Here is a 19,765-nt window from a genome sequence, read left to right on the forward strand (position 1 = left end):
CTGGAAAATGAAGTTACATTTGAAGTAGTCTAATTGATGGAGTCTATTTTAAAAGTCGTGCGTGTTCGCAACTACGCGGATGAGCAGTCTCACGGAGCCGAAACGATCAAGATTGAATGCTGCAATGTTCTCCTTGACTGGATCATATTCGATGGACCCGTCATCAAAAGAGGCGCGATTGGACAGGAGAAGTCAGATTATAATGTTTCCGATTTGATAGAGGTGACGGCCGGCATGGGCTCTCACACTGGAATCGGCAACATCCCTAAGCTCCTACTTGCGAGAGTGGATTTGCCGATTTGAAGAGTTCACATTCATTGTGGACGCGGTGTCATTCTCCCTCAATCCAAAGCCGTCTTCCGCTAGCCAGAAGCAAGTGGAACCTTTGAGTAGGCGAAGTAGGCGGAGCTCGTGATGCTTAGGAGGCGATCTGTTGCTAGGCTTGCACTGCATTCGTATGTGATGAGGATGAGACGGTTGATGAGGTCGAACCGAAAAGCATCATGGTTTTTAGGCTCGATCTTGGTCTGCATCGCACGTTTTCTACCTTTCTACCTCCGCTCTCGTGTAAAAAAGCTAGCCAATGCCGCCGTTGCGAGTTTGAAGCCGAATGCGCGGCGGCTCTCCAGGCCGACGGGATCGAAATGCGCTCGCGCGATCGTCAGCAACGATGTCGGCATCATGCGCGATGTTAGCACGAGAGCGTCGGCTTCTTCGCTGCTCTGATAGTTCGCCGGTTGTTTCTGGAATGTGCCATCGCTCAGCATTTCCTCGTAGTCCTCGAGTGCCTTGCGCAGGATCATCTGAAGCGCCTTTTGCGGCGGATATTGCCTGACCAAGATGTCGAAGACGGGCGATGTGTTAGGCGCTGGAACGAGCGCGGAGACGAAGACCTGAACCTTTTTCACCGGCTTGCGCTTCGTTGTGAGCGTGGGCGCAGGCGTGGTCTTGTCTGCTTGTCTCAGCCCTTGCGGCGCAACCGGTCTGCCGGCCTTGGCTTCTTTGTCGCCGGCGGCTGCCTTCAACTTCGTCGAAGGAGGCGGAGCCACGAACGACGTGACGGAATTGTCCGCAGCACCGTCTCCACCGGACATTGTTTCAGTGGCAGTCGCTCGGATGGCGGCGAGGCGCCTTGCTTCCGCCACGGTCAACTCTGGCTTGCGGATTGCCATGCTACTGTCCCAGTGCCTCGTGCATGAAGCGGGAAAGAAGTCTCAGGTCCTCCATGGCAGCATCGAGATTTCGCAGCATTAGCCGCATGCCGGGGTCGACGCGGGCATTGCGCAGGCTCAGATGCAGCATGCCCCGGTCTTTCATCGCGGCAAAGGCGTCGCGCTCGAACATCGGTTGTTTAGTCAAAGGCAGCGCGGTCAGCATATCGGACACCTTGCGCTGCGACGTCGTCAGCCGGCCGATCGGGACACGCTGCTGCAGGATCGCCGTTGGAATGACGAGGTTTTCACTGAGCAGCAATTCGATGATGTAGCGGTAGGTGGCCAGTGCTTCATCGACATCGAGGGGCGTCAGCATTGTCGGCACAAGCAAAAAATTCGAGCTGGCGATAATCGTGTTGTTGAGTTCGCTGGAACCACCGTGGGTATCGGCGAGGGCATAGTCGAATTTACGCGCTTCGGCTTCGTCATAGGCCTTTTCTAGCAGCGGAAGATCGTCGGCCGTGAAGACCTCGCATCGAGGATCCCAGGTGTTCCGCGCCATGGCATTTTCTTTCCATCGCGTCAGCGGACGGTTTTCGTCAGCCTCGAAAAGAGCAACGGTTTTGCCTTCGGTCGCCAACGCCGAACAAAGACCCATGAGTGCGGTGGTCTTGCCAGCGCCACCTTTGAAGGAGCAGCACGTAATCAGTTTCATCAACAACCTTTCCGCCGCCGGTCCGCGGTCTCGGGGATATAAAGTAAACATGTAATAATGTTCATTCGTACAGCGCGAATATTACCGATTCAACGCCTGTTACCTGCTTGCACGAGTGTAACGGGTTTCAGTTGTAATGAGGCAGATTTGCTATGTTGACCATGGGCCCATGGTTCCTGCACCCTTACTGTCATTGTAAGTGAATATGACGTGGTGTTTTTTAAAAAAATGGTTTTGGATAATCATATGTCATACAAAGAACCAATGCTGTTGCCTGAAGTGGTGGCTACGAACCTTGTAAGCGGCCGCAAGCAGCACTCGGATCCGCATGGATACAAGATAGTCAGCGTACGCCTGAGAGAACCCGAATTTGACGCCTTTGCAGAGCAGGCAAGTGCCGTTGGTTTGACCAACAACATGGCCTTGCGTATCGCCGCCCGCAGGATCGGCGGCTTTCTTGAAGTCAATAATGGTACACAAGAAGCCCTTGAGGACCTTATCCGGGTGATCGGCGTGATCTCCGGGCGTATCCGCGATTTAAAAGGCTCATATGCTGAAAGCGGCAGGGTCGACATGCAGGAATTTGCTGCGCTGCATGCCGCTTTCGGTTACGAGTTTGCACGCTTGGACACGACATTGATGTCGATACTGAATGTCAGCCGCCGCCGTCTAGACGGAAGACTTCGGCTCAAGGAAGCCGCGAACGCGTAAGTCCATCGTAAAGGAACATTACAGGAAAGCGTGATGGCGCCCCAGGCGATTGTCCACATTGTGCGCGGCGGCGGCGCCCGCAGCGTCGCGAGAATTTGCTCGCAATGGAAATATCTTACCCGGTTTGGGAAAGAGACCCCGCATGGGAAAGTGAAATTCCGACTCTGCCAGCGCTACGGAAATGCGGTCGTCCCGTACGAGGCGTTGGCGGATTGGGCGCAACGTTGGGCGGGAATGCACGGAAATTATGTCGACGGCGAGTGTGTTTCCGATGGCGAAGAAGCCATGACCTCGCACATCGTGGTCAGTTTTCCCCGGTTTCGTGACATGGCGCCACCAGGATACGATATAGAGAACGATCCAGATAATAGGCGCGAAGCTTACAAGGACGCGGCCGATCGGGCAGGCATGACATGGGCAGCCGAGGTTTTGGAGCCCGAGCTGACGAGGGCGTTGCCAAAGGACGCGGCACGACAGTACTTGGACTACGTCTACGGAGCATTCTTTCACGTGGACCAGGAACACCCTCACATCCATGTGACGCTCAATCGTCGTTCATTGACAAGGGACGTCGCCACGGGCGAGCATCCATTGTCGTGGATTACACCTAGGGTCCTTGACAATTGGCGTGTGGCGCTGGTTAACGCGGCTCACCAAGAGGGAATTGATCTCGAGGCCACCTCGCGGGCGTCGCGAGGCCTGTCCGGCCGATCGACGACGATCGCACAGACCTACATGCGTGCGCGCGAAAGGGACATGAGAAACGACCTGGCGCCGGCGGATCCAGAAGCTCAGGTGCCTGAATGGGAGACGGAAGTCTTCGGGCCGCTGACGCGCGACGAAACGTATGCCCGCGCCCGTGAGGACGTTATTGTCCGGGAGCACGGGTCTCTAAGTGAGATACCCGATTACTTTTTCCCTGACGATCCCGATGACAGCGGCTCTGGAAGCGACGGCTTTTTCGATGAGAGCGCTCCTGATTCCCGGATGAGAGAGCGCGAAATCGCCCGCATGCGCGAACGAATAAGAGCCGGAAAGCAGGCAGCCACATCAGGTGGCGGATCTGGGGCTAGCCGCGCGCTTGAGGGGCGGCAATCAGGCGATAGGGGCTCGATGACGACCCAGACGGCCTGGGATGTTCAAACGCGTCAGGCAACGGCTATTGCCCAACAGATACAGGCCGCTGTCCCCGGCCAGGGCGGCCCGGGTCCAGCCACTATGGAGGCCAGGGCACGCTTGCAAGAGCAACTCATGACTGGCAGCCAGTCCTCCACGTCGGGCGGCGGATCGGGATCCGGTGGCCTCAGCGAGCCCGATCGGCAGCTGCCGCCCGAAACCGCTCGACCGGCCGGACCTGCAGCACCACAGCCGCAGCCGGACGGTGGCTCGGTTGGGGCGGGGACCGTCGCTACGGGCATCACGAGTGAAACGCACCGAGGAGACAGTGCGGACACTCAGGTCGGTGACACTCAAAATCCGGAACAACCAAGCATCGATGCGCAAACTGCCAAAGAGGCGGGAGCGATGCGCAGACAACAACGGAAACGGGAAGCCGAAGCTTTCGACGACGAAGGAAACGGACGAAAGCGCCGGCGTGGACGGGGCAATAAAATCGACGAAGAGCGCAGCAATGCAGCCGAGGCCGCGCGCAGTGCTGGCCGAGCTGCCCGTCGGGCTGCCGAGGTCGATCCAGCGATCGTTGCCGCCCGGAGCATCATCGAGACCCGGGCCCAGCGATCGCGCCGCGAGAATGCCGAGCGTGAAGAGGCGCGCCGCGCAGCCAGAGCGCGTCGGCGTGGCGATGATATCATCGGTCGCGTCGTGAAAACCCGTGGCGAGAAGGCCCGTGAGGCGTTGGCAAACCAGCAGAGCGCTGCGGCAGGCGCGGCCCGTCCCCCCGAGCAGCAGCAACTTGCACTCGCCTTCCCTGCGCAGCCGCTGGCAGGCGCGTCGCAGATCGATGCCGGCCGGTGGCAGGGGCCGGAAACCCGTCTCCAGGTCCGTCAGCGTGCAGCGCTCGACGCAGCGAACCAGGCGCCCGCGCCGACGAACAAATCAACCAACCCAGGCGGCGGCGGAGATACACGCGGTGCGGAAAATGGCGCGACAAAGCGAACCAACCCACGAAAACGCGATCATGACAGCACACGATGATCGTCAACCAGCTGATATCATGACCGGGGACGCAAGAGATGGATACAAAGGGAAAGTTGCAGGCGCTTGTTCTCGCGTTGGTATTCGGGATCGTCCTCGGAGTGTTCCTCGCGACGCTTTATGCCGGGTTCCAGAATGGTTTCAACGCCTCCGTCATCGATAATTTCGATCTGCTTTCATTCTGGTACGAGACGCCTCTCTATAAGGGTTATGCCACGCCGGTCTTTAAACGCGGCCTGTGGATTATCGGCTTCACCACGTTTCTCATTCCGATGGTATTGGCAATCTTTCTTTTCCGGGATGGTCAGCATCACGGCACGGCCCGCTGGGCGCGTTTCGGCGAACTCGTCCCCGGCGGATACATCAAGAAATACGGTCGAATAAACGGCCCGATCTTCGGCAAAACGAGCGGACCGCGAGGCTTCGGCCGCTATCTGACCAACGGCGATCAGCCGCATAGCCTGGTTGTCGCGCCGACGCGCGCCGGCAAGGGTGTCGGTGTTGTCATTCCCACCTTGTTGACCTTCGACGGCTCCGTCCTTGCGCTCGATGTCAAGGGCGAACTGTTCGAAATGACCTCGCGCTCTCGCCTTGCGCGCGGCGATAGGGTCTACAAGTTTGCCCCTTTCGATCCGCAGGGACGCACCCACAGCTACAATCCCGTGCTCGATCTCGTCAACATGCCCGAGGACAGGCGCTTCAGCGAAACACGCCGTCTCGCGCACAACCTGATCGAGGCAAAGGGCAAGGGATCGGAAGGCTTCATCGACGGCGCGAGAGATCTTTTCGTTGCAGGCGTTCTTGCCTGCATCGAACGCGGGACGCCCACGATTGGGGCGGTCTATGACCTCTTCTCCCAGCCCGGCGAAAAATATAAGCTCTTCGCGCAGCTTGCAGGAGAAACACGGAATGTCGAAGCTCAGCGCATCTTCGACAACATGGCCGGCAACGATACGAAGATCCTCACCTCCTACACCTCAGTTCTCGGTGATGGCGGCCTCAACTTGTGGGCCGACCCGCTGATCAAGGCGGCAACGACCACGTCGGATTTTTCAATTTATGATCTGCGACGCGATCCGACATCGATCTTCCTGTGCGTCAGCCCGAACGATCTCGAGGTCATCGCGCCGCTTGTGCGCCTCTTCTTCCAGCAGATCGTCTCTATCCTGCAGCGGACATTGCCGGGTAAGGACGAGACATTCGAAGTGCTGTTCCTTCTGGACGAATTCAAACATCTCGGCAGGCTGGAGTTGATTGAAACGGCGATCACCACGATTGCCGGTTACAAGGGGCGCTTCATGTTCATCATTCAGAGCCTATCTGCCCTAACGGGCGCCTACGAGGAGACAGGCAAGCAGAATTTTCTCAGTAACACGGGCATGCAGGTCTTCATGGCGACGGCCGACGACGAGACGCCGACTTATATTTCCAAATCGATCGGCGATTATACATACAAGGAGCGTTCGAAATCCTATAGCACAAGCAACATGTTCGACACCAACATTTCGATTTCGAACCAGGGTGCCCAACTGATGCGGCCTGAGCAGGTCCGCATCATCGACGACAATACGGAAATCGTCCTCATCAAGGGCCAACCGCCGGTAAGGTTGCACAAGGTCAAATTCTATTCCGACCGTATCCTGAAAAAGTTGTTCGACGCGCAGAAGGGCCCCCTGCCGGAGCCCGAGCCGATTGATCTCAGCCGGTTCGTGGCGCAGCCCCTGCTGGCGGCTGCGCCGATGGAAACAACCCCAGAGTATTCACCTGCGGGGGCATACCAGGAGCCGGCGCCTGCCTTCGAGCCGCCGAATATGCCCGGTCACTCCGGCGGGCCTGTCCCGGGCGGCTGGCCGGCTTACCAGGGCCAGCCGCAGGATGATGCGCCAGCCGGCGGTCAGGGGGACGGCAGCGCTGGGTGGGCCTATGACGAAGTACAGGCGGGACCTGTCCCCGAGCCGTCCTATATCGAGCCGGAGCCGCGGGTACCGAGCGAGGAAGAGCTCCAGGCTCTGGCGGCGCAGCAAGCGCTTCTCGACCGCATCATCTTGCTGCAGACTCGCGATGCAGAAACGTCACGCGAAGCCGCGGACGCATGACAGCACATGTATTACACCTGAAATCGTAACAGGCCTTACCAGCGATGGTATTGTTAAATAGTATTCACGGCAGACACGGTCGCGATAATTCCAGTTGTCGGGATGACAGTTTGCCGGCCGGGCAGATGCAGAGGTGAAACGAAAAAACGCGGACCCTTATGGGGCGCCCACGAGAGGAAACGCAAATGTCGGACTCGTCAGCGGAAGCGACTAAAGGAGATATGGCGCCTGCGAGAGAGTCCGTAGCCCGCGCTTCGCCGCCAGCCGAACATAGCCGCCGCAGCCGCGAGGAACTCCTACTCGAGAGGGATGAAAAGGCGAGGGCCCGAGGACTGGAATCCCGCCCAAAGGGACTAGTTCGCTGATGACGGGACGGGCGTGACGCGATGACCTGGCCGCGCTGGCGGAGACGTCGGAAATCGTAAAAAGCGGGACGATGTTCGATCAGGATCGGAGCCGTGTCGAACCCTCGGCGCAGCCTGATGGGCAGCTGTTGGAGCTCAGGCGAGCAATTGCTTTCTGCCGACCGAAACAGTGACGGACGCGGGCTGGCGATCCCTGTTCGAACAGGAGACGGGAACGGAGTAGCATCCGAGCTGGACGGTGCAGCCCGGATGAGGTCGGGGAAGAATGAAGTATCGCATGGCCTTCGCGATCGAGAGACCTGGCGGCAGGTAGCAGGAAGCGTCAGGAGGCGGTTCTCTTTTAGGTGAAAGGAATTGCCGTCATGGCGGAAGAACAAAGTGGTCTCGGGCGTTTTTTCAAAAGGGTGAGAGACACCCTCTATCGGGCAAATACATTGCCGTCGGAAGGCGCGCGAACGCCGAACCTCAATAAGGAACTACCCCCCCTTCCCGGGGTAGCCGCAGCAAGGGTTCGTCGTACTCACGCCAGAGTCGTCACCAAGGACAAAATCGGCCGTCCGGAAGCAATGGAAGGCTTGGACCATCGCGTGGTCTTTCCTACTCAGCCTGCAGTCCCGGCGCCGTCGGCTCGTGGCAGCACATCGGCTAGGTCGGACGAAACCTCTCCCCGGCTTGGGTCTCGCGGCGACGATTTTAGTAGGTCGAACCGTAATTTCGACGCCAGACCGCAAGGCTCCGTCGATAGGTTGAACGGAGGGAATAATACATCTAGAGTCTCCGATTCCACCGCGAGTAGCGCGAGCAGCTCGGTGTTAAGTTCCCAGGATGGGCATTCGACGCCGGCCACTAGCCTCGCAAGCATGCATGAGATAGCTACCGCGGGACCTAGTATATCCACATGGTCCGATTCCACCGTGAGTAGCGCGAGCAGCCCAGTGTTCAGTTCCCAGAATGGGCATTCGATGCCGAGAACCTCGTTATCAGCCATTAGCCTCGCAAGCATAGAAGACCCGTTCGTGCTGCTCGAGGACCATGCGTCTGTGCATGGCGGTGACCGAATGTCTGTGGATGAAATACGTACCGCGAGACTGGTACGCCAGCCGAAAACCTATTCCACTCAAAAACCAACTCGGGTTGATTACGGAACCGCTTCCGCTCGCTCTGGTTCGCCGGCGAGCACCGAGTTGCTGCGACCGGATGTTTACAATCCGGCGGGGTCGCCCAAAAAGGCGTTGGGCCGGGACAGCGGCGAGATGCTGCAGCAGACAACCGATTCCTCCACATCCTCATCCCAATCCCAATCCCAATCCAGGGCGGATGTGGAGAAAGGGCTCGAAGCCGCGCACTCAGGCGATCGTGATCGTGATCGTAGTGGCAGAAGTTGCTAACAGGCCCTGGTGCGCTCCTTCATACGCAAACCGGAATTGCCAGGTTGTCAACTTTTGGAAATGTGGGCTCCGGACGCCTTCCGCCATGGATGCTATCTTTCCGTATTCTTCGGAACAGGATCGGGCGTGGCGTCATCAATTTGTGCTGTCATGGATGATCCTCGTCCTGCGAGGGCAGATAGATCTCGAGAACGCCGCGCCTGCCGTTGCGGCGGCCGACCTGGATGACAAGGTCGATCGTGCGCTTGGCGTAGGATACGATGTCGCCATGCGACAGCCGTACGCCCGAGCGCATGACCATCAGCGCCAGACGGTCAAAGGCCAGCGCCGGGCTGTCGGCGTGGATGGTCGTGATGGCGCCGGGATGGCCGGTATTGATCGCCTCCAGGAAGTCATAGGCTTCGACGCCGCGGATTTCCCCAAGGATGATGCGGTCCGGACGCATGCGCAGGCAGCTTTCGAGAAGTTTTGAGGGCATGCGCGGCGAGTTCGCCTTGCGGTCGGAGATCAGCCCAACCTGGTTGCGGTGCGGCGGGAAGAGTTCTTGCGCGTCCTCGATGGTGATGAGCCGTTCGTTGGCGTCCATCATCTCGATCAGCGATCGCGCCACGGTGGTCTTGCCGGAGGACGTGCCCCCGGCGATCAGGATGTTGAAGTTTTCATCGATCGCTCGGCGGAAAAGTTCCTGCAGGTTTCCGGCTGCCGCCATGGCGGCAATGTTGCGGTGACGTTGGTGGCGCTCGTCGTCGACGCGGACCTGCCCGCCATCGACAAAGCCGATCTGCTGGCTGTCGAGCGCCCGCGTCAGGTATTTGCGGATGGAAAGCGACACGCCGTGCTCGATTGCGGGCTCCACGACGACCTGTACGCGCTGCGGCGATCCCCACACGTTGACCCGGCCGGAAACGATCGGGTTCAGTGCGCCCAGCGTGTTGCGCGTTTCGCCGGCCAGTTGCGCGCCGAGGCGCTTGATGGCATGTGCCGACAGCGAAACATCGATCTGGTGCATGTGGGAAGCGCCCGACGTCTCGACGAAGATGGAGCCATCGGGATTAATGACGATTTCGTTGACTCGGTCGTTCGTCAGGTAGTCCTTCAGCGGGCTCAGATACTGTTCGACATAGGAAATCTCGCGTGTGCGCGGGGCGTGGTCGTGATGCCGGCCCTCCTCCTTCTTGTGTTCATCATGATGATTGTTATTGCCGTGATGGTGCTGATGATGGCTCATGTGAACAGGAGGTCCCGGCTGACAAAGATACGGATTTCCTCCCCTTGAGGCACGCGGATGATGGGTGGCAGCGAGAGGTATTCGCCCAAAACGTCGCTCGCCTGGTCGCCGATTCCGCTACCGATTTCGCTTGCTGCCTCGCTTCGACCGTTGATATTCAGCGTTGTGCCCGATCCCTCCGAGTCACGGCCCCCACCCGTGCCGGCCTCGATGAGTGTGGGAATGGCGCTGATCGTGCTTATGAGGGCAGCCGCGCCGAATTTCTTCAGGTAGCGGTTGTCGACGTTGCCGAGCGTGCCTGAACGTCCGAGACGATCGGTTCCGATCGAGCCGAGCGCGATCGACTTTCCTTCAGGCGTCACGGCGCGGTTCCAGGCGATCATCACCCGCTTTTGCTCGAGCTTCACGTCGTTGTTGAATTCGCCGATCAGGATGGTGCCTTCGGGCATCATGATCCTGGAGCCGTCGAACGAGTAGACGGGCTGCGTTATTTGTGCACGCAGACTACCCGGCAGGCTCGTATCGATCGCGGTTTCCAGGACAGCTGAGATGATCGTGCCTTGCACGACCATGCTCGAGGGATCGGTGAGGTTCTGCGAAACGGAAGTTTCGACAACACTGTTTGCATTGGTCTTCAGAAATCGCTTGTTGCTGTCAAGCTCATTGGCGAGATCGCCTGTGTCGCCGCCATTGCCAAGCGATACCCCCTCCTTCGCTTCATCGACGATAACGGCATCCGATTCTCGCTGTTTCTGGTCCAGATCCTTCATTTGTTTCAAGGCTTCCTGCTGCAGACGCGCGGCTTCTTCGGCGCGTTTGCGCAGTTCGTTTGCCTGCTCGGCTTCCGCTTTGAGACGGGCGTTCTCCGCGGCCATTTCCTTGCGCTGGTTTTCCAACTGTTGCGCGACGGAGGCGTTGTAGTCGGCCATCATTTTTTTGATTTCCTGGTCGGAGACACCGGGTTGCCGATTGCGTTCCATCTGCAAGATCTGGTCCTGGAGCGCCTTGATTTTCTCGTTCAATGCGCGACTGGGATCCTCTTTCGGCGGCTCGATAGGCTCGGCAGGGACGACGAAATCAAGCTTGACTGTCTCGTTTGCCTCCCTGCCCACACTCAGATCGACCTGCGATGTTCTTTGCGTGTCCACCGACGTGATGCCGAAGATCCGCAGCGCTGCAGACGGGCCGGCGACGACGATAACGAGCGCGGCCCCGGTCAAAAGCAGGGCGCCGGTTATCACGAGCTTCGTATTTCCCGCCTTCCCGTTGCCACCTTGCCGGGCGCGCCGGGCGGCGACCTGCTGCTCGCGATCGGGAGAAGCGACGTCGTCCGGGTTGGCTCCTTGTTCATTGTCCTGCATTGATAACATCCCTCAGGTTGATGAAGCCGCGTTGTTGTTTGACGGCGCTCTTTGCCCCGATGCAGACATATTCGTCGCCGATCCGCATCACCCAGAAGTCGCTTGTTCCGTCCACGATGACCAGATTGCCGCGCGTGCGGGAATTGACGAGTTCCTCCTTCTTGTCGGCGCCGACCTTGAAGATGGCCGGCCGTTGCGCGCCCGGCGGCAGGAAGAATGTCGTCTGCCGGCCGTTGTCCTGAACCCATCCGGGCCTAAACTTGGCGTCGCCCGACACCAAATAGTCCGTATTGATGGGTCTGATGTCGGCAACGTCGTTCGTCTTTGGCTTCGGCTTCTTGTCGTCGGGGTAGGCAAAGACCGTGCGAAAGAGGCTTGCATTCTCCTTGCCAGATGGCAGCTCACCCTGCGAACGCAGATCGAAGGAATAGACGCGCTTGTCCGTGTAGATCGTCATGTTCGTCGTGACCGATGGAATGATCGGCTTTATGCTGACGACATTGCCGCTCTTCAGCTTCACCACCTCCCATGAGGAACTGTCCCCGATCAGGATCGACTGCACCTCCTCGCCATTGGCGAACTGCAATGCCGTGACGGACTTCAGGTGAAGATCGAGCTGATACACTTTCTTTTCGTCGTAGACATATGTTCTAATCCGTGGATCTGCAGCCGCAGCCGGCATTTCAACGGACTTGGTGGGAACAGCTGCCGGCGCCCTCGCATCGCCGGCAGCAAAGGCCGGCGATGCGAGGGCGCAGGCCAGCAGGATTGAGATTGTTCTCTTCGACATGCTGAACTTCCTTGTGCGCAATTATTTGTCGGATGCTTCCAGACGATCTGAGACGACCGAAAAGCCAAGAGCACGGTCCCACCGTTCCGCCTGGACGTTGAGCTTTTGCAGATCGAGAACGGGATTCGGCTTCGGCGAGATTACCGGCAAGGATGCTGTCGGCCGGCGCGTCTCGATTAAAATGTTGCCGGCACAGACCGGGGTGGCGAAAATTAAAAAAAGAAAGGCAACAGTAAATTTTCTAATCATTTAAATCGTCCTGATGTCGTTTTTATCCGGTTGTCTCCGCATCAATGCGGTAGGAGGTTACCGTGAAGCCGAGCGGGTTCTTCCAGATATCGGCGAGTGTCGCCTCGTCCTTTGGCTGGAAAATGTAGCCGACGGTAGCGATGAAGCTGCGTTCTGCGGTCTGCCGGCCCTTCTCCTCGCGGTACTTGGTGATTCTGACGCGGGCGACATCACTCACGCCGCGTTGGGATGAGGGATTAATCGAAATGGACTTCACGACGACGCGAATGCGCGTGTTGTTGCCGTAGATGGTCGGAGGATACTGCTGCGACGACGAAGACCACAGTTGCGACAGCGTCTCTGCGGCGCTCTGTGACGAGCGCCGCATCACATCGGGAACCCGCACCGGGTTGTCGGCCGGATCGTATGTCTCCCGATCGACGACGTAGGACACTAGTTCCGCCTGACGCACGGCGTCCTGCTGATCCAGGGACGCTGGGCGAACCTGCGCGAGTTTCTCGGCTTCCCCCGTCGTCTTGTCGACCATGACGACGAAGGGGACCGTTTCCTTGAGCGGCAGGACCACGACCAGGCAACCCATGGCCAGCAGGCATGTCAGCGCCGATCCGACAGCGACCTTTGCCCAGTCGTTGCGCTGCTGGCGAAGCGTGAAGAACAACTCGTCCTCGAAAGCGTGGTGGGCATCGGTCTCTGTTGCCGGTCTTTCGACAGGAACACGCAAAAAGAGTTTTTCCAGAAATTGCGGCTTCATTCTTCGTCATCCTCGTCATCCTCGGGCCATTCATTTGGGTTTGCCGGCGCTCCATAATTGCCGGAGGGCGGCGGCGAGCTTGCTCGCTTTTCAGCTGTTGAACGGGAGCTCGCGCGCTTGTCGGCCCGCGCCTTGGAGGCCGACGCCCCTTCATAGGAGCCGGATCGCGTTCCCGACCCGACCGATTGATGCGTGCTTTCGGAACCGCTTTCGCCCTTGCCGCTAGCGGTCTCCTTGAAGAGCTGCGAGGCTCTCTTTTGTTCAGTCGCCGTCTTTTCCGCTGTGTTCGCGGCGTTAGCTTCCGTTTGAGCACCGGTTTCGCTGGAGGTTTCTTCCGCCGTCTTGCTCTTCTTCTCGTTGGTTTCTTCTTGTGGTTTGTTATTCGATGACTTGTCGACCGTAGCGTTTTCCGCGGGAGGTTGTCCGTAGCGCGCGAATGCTCTGTTGCCCCGATCTCCCGCCCCGTGCATACGGCCAGCCATACGCTCGTCCCGACGCGTTTGTCTGGTCATTGCACTTTGCCGCATGCCGCTAATGGCCGCCCAGGCGATGCCACCTGGGCTGGCGCCGTTGCTCATGGCCTCTCTGGCCACACCCGCGCCGTCGCGGACGCGTTGACCGGCGCTTTTCGCGTGGCGGCCGACGCGGCGGATTCTGTTGGCGTTGTTCATCATACCTTGTGCGCTTGCTAAACTAGCTCCGACAGCTGCGACGGATGCGCCAGCCAGTGTGCTTGCCATGGTTGGCACTTGCGACAGCATGATAAGCGCGGCGACCATCATGAATATGAAGTAAAAATATGCGGCCTTGTTTTCGCTGCCTGCGTTTGACTGGGTCAGCATGTCGCTCGCTATGAAGAATACAAGCGCCATCAACATTCCCGTGATCAAAGGGATGCAAATGAAGCTTACCGCGAGCCTTGCCCAAGTCTCAAAATATTGCTTTGTCTGGTCCATCATAAGGAACACGATGGCCAGTGGTGCCATCCCTACAGCCACTGCAAATCCTATCTTACTGAATGCGACAATGATTGCCGATATTGCTGTAAACAATCCTCCGATGATCAATATTACGAGACCTGTTAGTAAGTTCCTTAGTGTCAATCCTAAGTTTGAAAGCGCTATATCGCGAATGAAGTCGTATGCAATCCACCTCAAGGCGTGCGCGAATTCGTCCATTGCTGAATAAAGATCGTAGATGCGTCCTGGATCGAGTATATCAGTCCTGTGCGTCGTTATTTTTGTTCGGAAGTAATCCATAACAACCGATACATAATCGTTCGGTAGCGATATCAATGCGTCGTAGATCAACTTAAAATTTACCCAAATAGTAGCGAAGCTGTATATTAGTGCAAATCGCAGCGCCCATTTCATGTATTCAGACATGCTTATAGGCCTAAACTGCATGAGCGTGTTGACCGCTATGAATAGGAGCCCAACCAGCCCCATGCCCTGGAGCAAGGATCGCATTGGAACGGCCACCGCGGTGAAAACCTCTTCTGTGAAGGCAATCACCTTGTCGTCAATATGCGTCATGACGTCGACAATCAGCCCCATGGAATCACCTATCGAAGTTGACAAAGTTGGACCAGCCATCGTCGCGGCCGATTTCTCCCCCGAGAATCATGAAATAGCTGCTTGCAACCGCCGTCATGGCCGCTTGCGTGCGCAAGCTTTCGTTCAGTTGCTGCGTCATCTCGATCATAACGCGGGTGTTCAGATCGACGCTCGTTTTCAGGTCGGCACTGTTTTCCAGGCTGTTTAAGTAGTCGCCGATGCGCTTCATGCTGTCGTTTGCGCGCTTGTAGGCCTCCTCGGCGGTCGACGCCGCGATCGCACCATGTGCGGATGCTCGGGCCGCAAAGCCACGGCTGATGGCAGTGTCGTCCTTCATGGCGAAAGCGTCGTCCAGCTTGTAGTTTGTCCGATAGGTCTCGAGCGCAGCTTGAACGCCAGCGGGTGCGTCGACCGCGCCGTCGAGTGCGCTGGTTGCCATTTCGAGAAGCCCCTTGCCGCCTTCGCGCGCCTGGACATCTTCGGCGGTGTTGTGGAGAGGGATGTTCCGCTTGCCGATATGCGCGTCACGAATCTTTTCGATCGAAACCGTTTGCGCTATCACGGCTTCGACAAGCTGGGTGATGCCACCGCCCATGACCTTGGTCAACGCAACCACCTTCATCAGCTGCTCGATCGCGCCCGCGTCATGGGAATTCGTCGCATCATCCGGCTTATCCGGAAGGGGGCCGACGACAGGATCGAGCAATGGATCGATAATGCTCTGAGCGTTTGCTGGGCCTGCCGTCACCAGTGCAGGCGTCGTGCAAGCGGCACCCAAAAGCAAAGCGATTTTGAAGACGCGGTTCATACTGCAGTTCCTTCAAGTACGTTGACGTATCCAGGTTCCTGCCAGAGGCAGGCACAGTTGTTCTTTCGCTCGGCAGGTACGGACTGGCAGGCGGCCAGCGCCGACAGCATCAACGCAAGCGCGATCCATTTGAGTTTCATTGCAGCATCTCCATCTGAAAATCGGGGCGATCACGCCAGCCGGCGGGTGCTTTCTCGCCACGTCCGCCGCCCAAAATGCCCAGTCCCTTGCCCAAGGCTCCCAGATCGAAATCGAGAACCACGCTGTCGCTTCCGGATTTCAAGAGAACAAGATGGTTGTCGACGTTGCTGATCTGCAGAAACGCGCTTTCGGCCGGCGTGAGATTGAGAGGCGCAAGCTCCGCTGTCGTATTGAAAGAGCTCGGATAGACGAGGCGGGTGACGGCACTTTCGAGAATTGCGTCGCCGGCGCGACTATTCTTGATATGCGAGACACGTTGCGTCAAAAGCACGACGGCAACGTTCTTCTTTCGCATCGTCAACATCCAATCCTTGAGACGGGACTCGAAATAGGGATCGTCCAAAAGCTTCCAGGCTTCATCGAGCACGATCAGTGTTGGTTGTTCGTCTTCGACCAATCGTTCGATGCGGCGGAAGACATAGCTGAGCCACGCGGTGCGCACGATGTCGTTGTCGAAGATCTCGGTTAGATCGAACGCGGTGATATGGCTGTTGAAAGCCAGCGGGTCCTTGCTGCGGCCGCCGAATAGCCAGCTGAATTGCCCGGTGTCGTCCCAGCGGCCGAGACGGGTATATAGGTCGCCATCGTCATCGGTCGCGCGCAGTTGGCTGCGAAACTCCTCGAAATTCTGCAGGCGGGGATCGGCCGTGGCATTGGCGTTGGCGGCATCACTGAGCGCCTGCAATTGGACCGGTGTCAGCTTCGGACCATCGTTTTGCGCCAGCGCGGAGAGCCAGTCGATCAGCCAGGCGACGCCACGGGCGTCGGACTCAGCCCGCATCGGGTTGAAGTTCGTGTCCTCGCCCATACGCACAGCGTCATAGTGGCCGCCCATGGCGCGCACGGCCATCTCGAAGCCATTGTCCTTATCAAACAGGATGGTTCGAGCATTCAGGCGTTGCGCCTGGCTCAGAAGAAAGGCCGTCCCCAGTGTCTTGCCAGAGCCAGTCTGGCCAAGCACGAGAGAATGGCCGACTGTTCTCTGGCCGTGGCCGCCTGCAAGATGGAAATTGAAGCGGAACGTTTCGCCGCGCGCGGTGGGAAGGATCGTCACGGCGTCACCCCAGGGGCTTTTTTCCGGAGGGTTCCCCTTCGAGGCCCCGTGCATGGCGCAAAACTGAGCGAAATTCTGTGATGAGATCATGGCCGGACGGGTGCGATAGGCAAAATTGCCGGGGTGCTGGGCGAAGAAGACGGCGCGGGACGCGAAACTCTCGCGCACGATCGCGGCGCCCGCATCCTGCATGGCTCGGTTGACCTGGCTCATCGCGTTTTCAAGTTCTTCCAGGGTTTCGCAGAATATGGCGATACTGCAATGGTGATCGCCAAAGGTGACGCGGCCGGAAGCCACATCGTCTTCGGCCTCCTCAAGTTGCGCCAGCAGCGAGATCGCGGCGTCTTCGGCTGCACGCATCTGTTTGCGAACGCGTGCAATCTTGCCTTGGGCGGCGATTGGATCGATTGGTGTAAAGCTCTGGCTGACGACCGTATCGTATGGCAGATTCAAGCGGTCGAAGATGCCGGGATAGGTCTCGCTCGGGTAATCCTTCACCGAAACGATCGTGCCGTAGCGCTGTGTCTCATGGTCGGTTCCCTCGTACTTGAAGACACGGCCCTGGAAGGCGACGTTCGATGAGGCGAGAAGATCGGCGACAGGCAGGAATTTTCGGCCAGGAACGATGTGGGCGTCGCTTCCGCAGATCAGTGTCTTCAAAAGGCCGAGCCAGCGGCCGTCGGAAACGTTCAGGCGCGTCGGCTTCGCCTCGCTGAGGCTGACCATGAAGCCGGACACCATCTGGTCGAGGCGCGCCGAACGCAGATAAAGTTCTTCGCGACTTTGAAAGTCCTTGCCTCGGACTAGCGAGAAAAGCTTGGCAAGTCTGCGTGGAGGACGCACGACGAGGGTCACCATCGTGATGCGGTTCCTTAGGCCGATCGTTTTGAGATAATGTTGCCACCGACGATCGATTTCCGCTGTGAAGGGATCCGTCGTGACTGGCTGCATGCTTGGCCGCGTTTCCACCGAAATGCGATGAATGTAGTATGCGACGTCGGCACGCTGCTGGGCGATGAAACGGGACACGGCGTTGGACAGATCAAACGTATGGCGGCTGTCGATCGTATCGGCGTTGATGCCTTCGACGATGAACGAGGCCATTAAGTCGCCGTCACGCAGCAGCAACGTTTTGTCATCGACAATGCCGAGATAAGGCAAGCCACCGACAAGCAGCTCGCTGTTGTCTCGCCGTTTCTCCTTGGAACTTCTCGTTGCGCGTGTCGCCGGCGCCTCAAGCACGATACACCATCCCCTCTCCGCGCAGGATGCCTGGATTCAAGCGGGTTTGCTGCATGGCGCAGATATAGGCGCCGATAAGCTTGGAATCGTAAGCTGCGAGTGCCCTCAGCGCCGTGTAACCAATGCCCGAAGCGACGATGAGATAGACGAACGATCCGCTTACGATGAATCCCAGCATGGAAATCATCATCAGAACAATAAGGTACATGACCGGCAGGCCGGCAAATGTCACTTCTCTGGTGAGGCCGATAAAAAGTGGTGTTCTCATTCTCGTATCTCTCTGTTTTTTAATATGTATTTCTTTGGATCATAGTTTCGTCAGCGTTGAGGTGAACGTGGCGGCGCCAAATACGATCGCGATGCCGAGGACAATGGAAACCGCAAATGTCCAGTCCATTCGTCCCGTCATGAACGAAAAGCCGACTGCCATCACTGCAATGCAGGAAATTGCAATGCCGATTGGGCCAGTGATGGCGTCTACGATGTTTGTTAGGAAAGTTTGGATCCCGCTGAAATTCTGGGCGTAGCTTGGTTCTGTTGCTGCAATGCTGAAAAGTACTGCTGCGATAATGATCTTTGCAAAATTAATATCAGCTAAGTATTTCTTCATCGATTCCATTTATCTGCCCTCAAAATGGTGCGTTGTTAACGTTTTGTCTTATGTTTAGTTTGCTAATGCGAGCCGATTGGCGCGCCACGGTGGACGCAGGGTTGGGGCATCCTGCGTCGTCTTCGGTGGCTCCTGCCCGGCAAAGCTCGGCGTGCGACCGACGGCGTGGAAGATGTCGATGATGTATTGCTCGGTCTCTCTGTAGGGAGGGACGCCGCCATATTTCTGAACGGCGCCAGGCCCCGCGTTGTAAGCTGCAAGCGCGAGTTCGGCGGAACCGAACTTGTCCAGCATCGACGTCAGGTAGCGAGCGGCGCCGTCCAGATTCTCGCTGGCTGAAAAGGCATCCTCGACACCCAGTTCACGCGCCGTGTCCGGCATCAACTGACCCAGCCCCTTCGCCCCGACCGGCGAAACGGCCTTGGGGTTGAAGTTGCTTTCGCGATGGATCATCGCCGTAAAAAGGGCCGCAAACAGTTTCCGGTCAATCTGCGCGCGTCGCACACTTTCGGCCCGAGAGTAATTCAGGCCGACTGCAACTGTCATGCGGCGCATCTGCTGCTGATGTGAGGTGAAATTCATGGACATGCGTCGGGGAATGCTGATGCCGAGCCTCTGCCGACGCTGCGAGCGAACGGTTTTGTCCCGATCGGCCGCGGCCCGTATGGCTGGAGCGGGGCTTATGTCGAAGAGGACCGAGCTCGACCAGTCGGATTGGCCTTGTGCCCGCGAGGCGATCTCGCTTTTCGAAAGTGACGAGGCTGTATCGGGCGCCTGGATGTGGGGCGGCGCTGCATCCGTGGATGCGTCGTTGACGAAGGCAACGACTTGGCTGTTTGCAAGCTCTTCCAAGACGGTGGCATAGGCCGGGTCAGGTTGAGCAACGACCACAGCGGCGGATGTGAAAATCGACGCATAGGTTAAGTGCGAAAAACAAGAGGTCTCCCTCTGAGTATAAAACCTGAACACGAGCGCGCTCCGCAATAATATGTAGTATATAATGAAATATTGCACACTTATAAATCACTTCTATTATGCCAAGTAGTCATTTAAGGCGTCGATATGTCAACGTTTACTTGTGTTGCAAACGTAATGCGCAGGACATCCGGCTTGGCCGTCCGCGTCCCTTCAGCGACGATCAGAACTTCAGGAAAAGGATTTAAAAAGAGATGGTTGGCGGAACGGCTCGAATGTTTCGGCAGCGAGTTGCGGCTTCCTTTGCGTCGATATGCAGGCGCAAAAGGGCACTGCGTTCTTACAAATGAAATCTCATCCTGCCGCACCGAGAAAGGACGCGCCCGCTCGACGGCCCTTGCCATTGTGCAGCCCCGC

Annotated in this window: 19 protein-coding genes; 4 read left to right on the forward strand and 15 right to left on the reverse strand. The window is 57.8% G+C overall.

What is annotated here, in order from left to right; all coding sequences use genetic code 11:
• Window positions 1-33 precede the first annotated feature (33 nt).
• Entirely contained in the window at window positions 34-303 is a 270-nt protein-coding gene (locus C6558_RS32165; RefSeq protein WP_146160929.1) for a hypothetical protein, read from the forward strand.
• 248 nt (window positions 304-551) lie between these two features.
• Here C6558_RS32165 and C6558_RS32170 read toward each other — a convergent pair whose 3' ends face one another.
• Both C6558_RS32170 and C6558_RS32175 read right to left on the reverse strand, forming a co-directional pair.
• The gene (locus C6558_RS32170) at window positions 552-1,172 is read right to left on the reverse strand and encodes a VirC2 family conjugal transfer protein (RefSeq protein WP_107028199.1); all 621 of its coding nucleotides are present in this window, start codon (window positions 1,170-1,172) and stop codon (window positions 552-554) included.
• A gap of 1 nt (window position 1,173) precedes the next feature.
• Entirely contained in the window at window positions 1,174-1,869 is a 696-nt protein-coding gene (locus tag C6558_RS32175) for a conjugal transfer ATPase VirC1 (protein WP_107028200.1), read from the reverse strand.
• A 246-nt stretch (window positions 1,870-2,115) separates the two neighbouring features.
• On the opposite strand from C6558_RS32175, the gene C6558_RS32180 reads away from it, so the two are divergent.
• The 3 genes from C6558_RS32180 to virD4 are packed head-to-tail and all read left to right on the forward strand — an operon-like array spanning window position 2,116 to window position 6,830.
• The gene (locus C6558_RS32180; RefSeq protein WP_158268977.1) at window positions 2,116-2,580 is read left to right on the forward strand and encodes a DNA mobilization endonuclease VirD1/MobC family subunit; all 465 of its coding nucleotides are present in this window, start codon (window positions 2,116-2,118) and stop codon (window positions 2,578-2,580) included.
• 33 nt (window positions 2,581-2,613) lie between these two features.
• Window positions 2,614-4,734: a hypothetical protein gene (locus C6558_RS32185; protein WP_107028202.1), complete on the forward strand. Its 2,121-nt coding sequence runs from the start codon at window positions 2,614-2,616 to the stop codon at window positions 4,732-4,734.
• 38 nt (window positions 4,735-4,772) lie between these two features.
• Window positions 4,773-6,830, forward strand: a complete 2,058-nt coding sequence (gene virD4, locus C6558_RS32190) for a type IV secretion system ATPase VirD4 (protein ID WP_107028203.1) — start codon at window positions 4,773-4,775, stop codon at window positions 6,828-6,830.
• Window positions 6,831-8,731: 1,901 nt separating this feature from the next.
• On the opposite strand, the gene virB11 is transcribed toward virD4, so the two are convergent.
• The 13 genes from virB11 to C6558_RS40100 are packed head-to-tail and all read right to left on the reverse strand — an operon-like array spanning window position 8,732 to window position 19,752.
• The gene (gene virB11, locus C6558_RS32200; protein ID WP_107028205.1) at window positions 8,732-9,811 is read right to left on the reverse strand and encodes a P-type DNA transfer ATPase VirB11; all 1,080 of its coding nucleotides are present in this window, start codon (window positions 9,809-9,811) and stop codon (window positions 8,732-8,734) included.
• Window positions 9,808-11,172, reverse strand: a complete 1,365-nt coding sequence (locus C6558_RS32205; protein WP_107028206.1) for a TrbI/VirB10 family protein — start codon at window positions 11,170-11,172, stop codon at window positions 9,808-9,810. Before C6558_RS32205 ends, virB11 begins: the two co-directional genes overlap by 4 nt.
• Complete coding sequence (locus tag C6558_RS32210) at window positions 11,159-11,962, reverse strand: TrbG/VirB9 family P-type conjugative transfer protein (RefSeq protein ID WP_107028207.1); 804 nt, start codon at window positions 11,960-11,962, stop codon at window positions 11,159-11,161. The genes C6558_RS32205 and C6558_RS32210 overlap by 14 nt, the downstream gene beginning before the upstream one ends.
• Before the next feature lie 21 nt (window positions 11,963-11,983).
• Entirely contained in the window at window positions 11,984-12,211 is a 228-nt protein-coding gene (locus C6558_RS32215) for a hypothetical protein (RefSeq protein WP_107028208.1), read from the reverse strand.
• A gap of 22 nt (window positions 12,212-12,233) precedes the next feature.
• Window positions 12,234-12,962, reverse strand: coding sequence for a virB8 family protein (locus C6558_RS32220; RefSeq protein ID WP_107028209.1), 729 nt, complete (start codon window positions 12,960-12,962; stop codon window positions 12,234-12,236).
• Window positions 12,959-14,518, reverse strand: coding sequence for a type IV secretion system protein (locus C6558_RS32225; protein WP_158268978.1), 1,560 nt, complete (start codon window positions 14,516-14,518; stop codon window positions 12,959-12,961). The genes C6558_RS32220 and C6558_RS32225 overlap by 4 nt, the downstream gene beginning before the upstream one ends.
• A gap of 4 nt (window positions 14,519-14,522) precedes the next feature.
• A complete protein-coding gene (locus tag C6558_RS32230) occupies window positions 14,523-15,326 on the reverse strand; it encodes a type IV secretion system protein (RefSeq protein WP_107028211.1) in 804 nt (267 codons plus the stop codon).
• Window positions 15,323-15,466 carry a hypothetical protein gene (locus C6558_RS40095; RefSeq protein WP_158268979.1) on the reverse strand — a complete coding sequence of 48 codons (144 nt, stop codon included), beginning with the start codon at window positions 15,464-15,466 and terminating at the stop codon, window positions 15,323-15,325. The genes C6558_RS32230 and C6558_RS40095 overlap by 4 nt, the downstream gene beginning before the upstream one ends.
• On the reverse strand, window positions 15,463-17,823 hold the full coding sequence (locus tag C6558_RS32235; RefSeq protein WP_245449244.1) for a DUF87 domain-containing protein: 2,361 nt from the start codon (window positions 17,821-17,823) through the stop codon (window positions 15,463-15,465). The genes C6558_RS40095 and C6558_RS32235 overlap by 4 nt, the downstream gene beginning before the upstream one ends.
• Entirely contained in the window at window positions 17,816-18,091 is a 276-nt protein-coding gene (locus C6558_RS32240) for a VirB3 family type IV secretion system protein (RefSeq protein ID WP_107028212.1), read from the reverse strand. Before C6558_RS32240 ends, C6558_RS32235 begins: the two co-directional genes overlap by 8 nt.
• Window positions 18,092-18,130: 39 nt before the next feature.
• A complete protein-coding gene (locus tag C6558_RS32245) occupies window positions 18,131-18,442 on the reverse strand; it encodes a TrbC/VirB2 family protein (protein WP_107028213.1) in 312 nt (103 codons plus the stop codon).
• Between the two features lie 45 nt (window positions 18,443-18,487).
• Window positions 18,488-19,447: a lytic transglycosylase domain-containing protein gene (locus tag C6558_RS41145; RefSeq protein ID WP_245449245.1), complete on the reverse strand. Its 960-nt coding sequence runs from the start codon at window positions 19,445-19,447 to the stop codon at window positions 18,488-18,490.
• A 35-nt stretch (window positions 19,448-19,482) separates the two neighbouring features.
• A complete protein-coding gene (locus C6558_RS40100; protein ID WP_158268980.1) occupies window positions 19,483-19,752 on the reverse strand; it encodes a hypothetical protein in 270 nt (89 codons plus the stop codon).
• Window positions 19,753-19,765: the final 13 nt, after the last annotated feature.

Source organism: Ensifer sp. NM-2, assembly GCF_003024455.1.
Classification (GTDB): domain Bacteria; phylum Pseudomonadota; class Alphaproteobacteria; order Rhizobiales; family Rhizobiaceae; genus Ensifer; species Ensifer canadensis.

Excerpts from the sequence above, each read along its gene's own strand:
- C6558_RS32180 (WP_158268977.1), top strand. The coding sequence starts at position 2,116 with ATGTCATACAAAGAACCAATGCTGTTGCCTGAAGTGGTGGCTACGAAC.
- C6558_RS40095 (WP_158268979.1), bottom strand. The coding sequence starts at position 15,466 with ATGAAACTCAAATGGATCGCGCTTGCGTTGATGCTGTCGGCGCTGGCC.
- C6558_RS32245 (WP_107028213.1), bottom strand. The coding sequence starts at position 18,442 with ATGGAATCGATGAAGAAATACTTAGCTGATATTAATTTTGCAAAGATC.
- C6558_RS32185 (WP_107028202.1), top strand. The coding sequence starts at position 2,614 with ATGGCGCCCCAGGCGATTGTCCACATTGTGCGCGGCGGCGGCGCCCGC.
- C6558_RS32170 (WP_107028199.1), bottom strand. The coding sequence starts at position 1,172 with ATGGCAATCCGCAAGCCAGAGTTGACCGTGGCGGAAGCAAGGCGCCTC.
- C6558_RS32225 (WP_158268978.1), bottom strand. The coding sequence starts at position 14,518 with ATGGGGCTGATTGTCGACGTCATGACGCATATTGACGACAAGGTGATT.
- C6558_RS32220 (WP_107028209.1), bottom strand. The coding sequence starts at position 12,962 with ATGAAGCCGCAATTTCTGGAAAAACTCTTTTTGCGTGTTCCTGTCGAA.
- C6558_RS32215 (WP_107028208.1), bottom strand. The coding sequence starts at position 12,211 with ATGATTAGAAAATTTACTGTTGCCTTTCTTTTTTTAATTTTCGCCACC.
- C6558_RS32210 (WP_107028207.1), bottom strand. The coding sequence starts at position 11,962 with ATGTCGAAGAGAACAATCTCAATCCTGCTGGCCTGCGCCCTCGCATCG.
- C6558_RS32205 (WP_107028206.1), bottom strand. The coding sequence starts at position 11,172 with ATGCAGGACAATGAACAAGGAGCCAACCCGGACGACGTCGCTTCTCCC.
- C6558_RS40100 (WP_158268980.1), bottom strand. The coding sequence starts at position 19,752 with ATGGCAAGGGCCGTCGAGCGGGCGCGTCCTTTCTCGGTGCGGCAGGAT.
- C6558_RS32240 (WP_107028212.1), bottom strand. The coding sequence starts at position 18,091 with ATGAGAACACCACTTTTTATCGGCCTCACCAGAGAAGTGACATTTGCC.
- C6558_RS32175 (WP_107028200.1), bottom strand. The coding sequence starts at position 1,869 with ATGAAACTGATTACGTGCTGCTCCTTCAAAGGTGGCGCTGGCAAGACC.
- virD4 (WP_107028203.1), top strand. The coding sequence starts at position 4,773 with ATGGATACAAAGGGAAAGTTGCAGGCGCTTGTTCTCGCGTTGGTATTC.
- virB11 (WP_107028205.1), bottom strand. The coding sequence starts at position 9,811 with ATGAGCCATCATCAGCACCATCACGGCAATAACAATCATCATGATGAA.
- C6558_RS32230 (WP_107028211.1), bottom strand. The coding sequence starts at position 15,326 with ATGAACCGCGTCTTCAAAATCGCTTTGCTTTTGGGTGCCGCTTGCACG.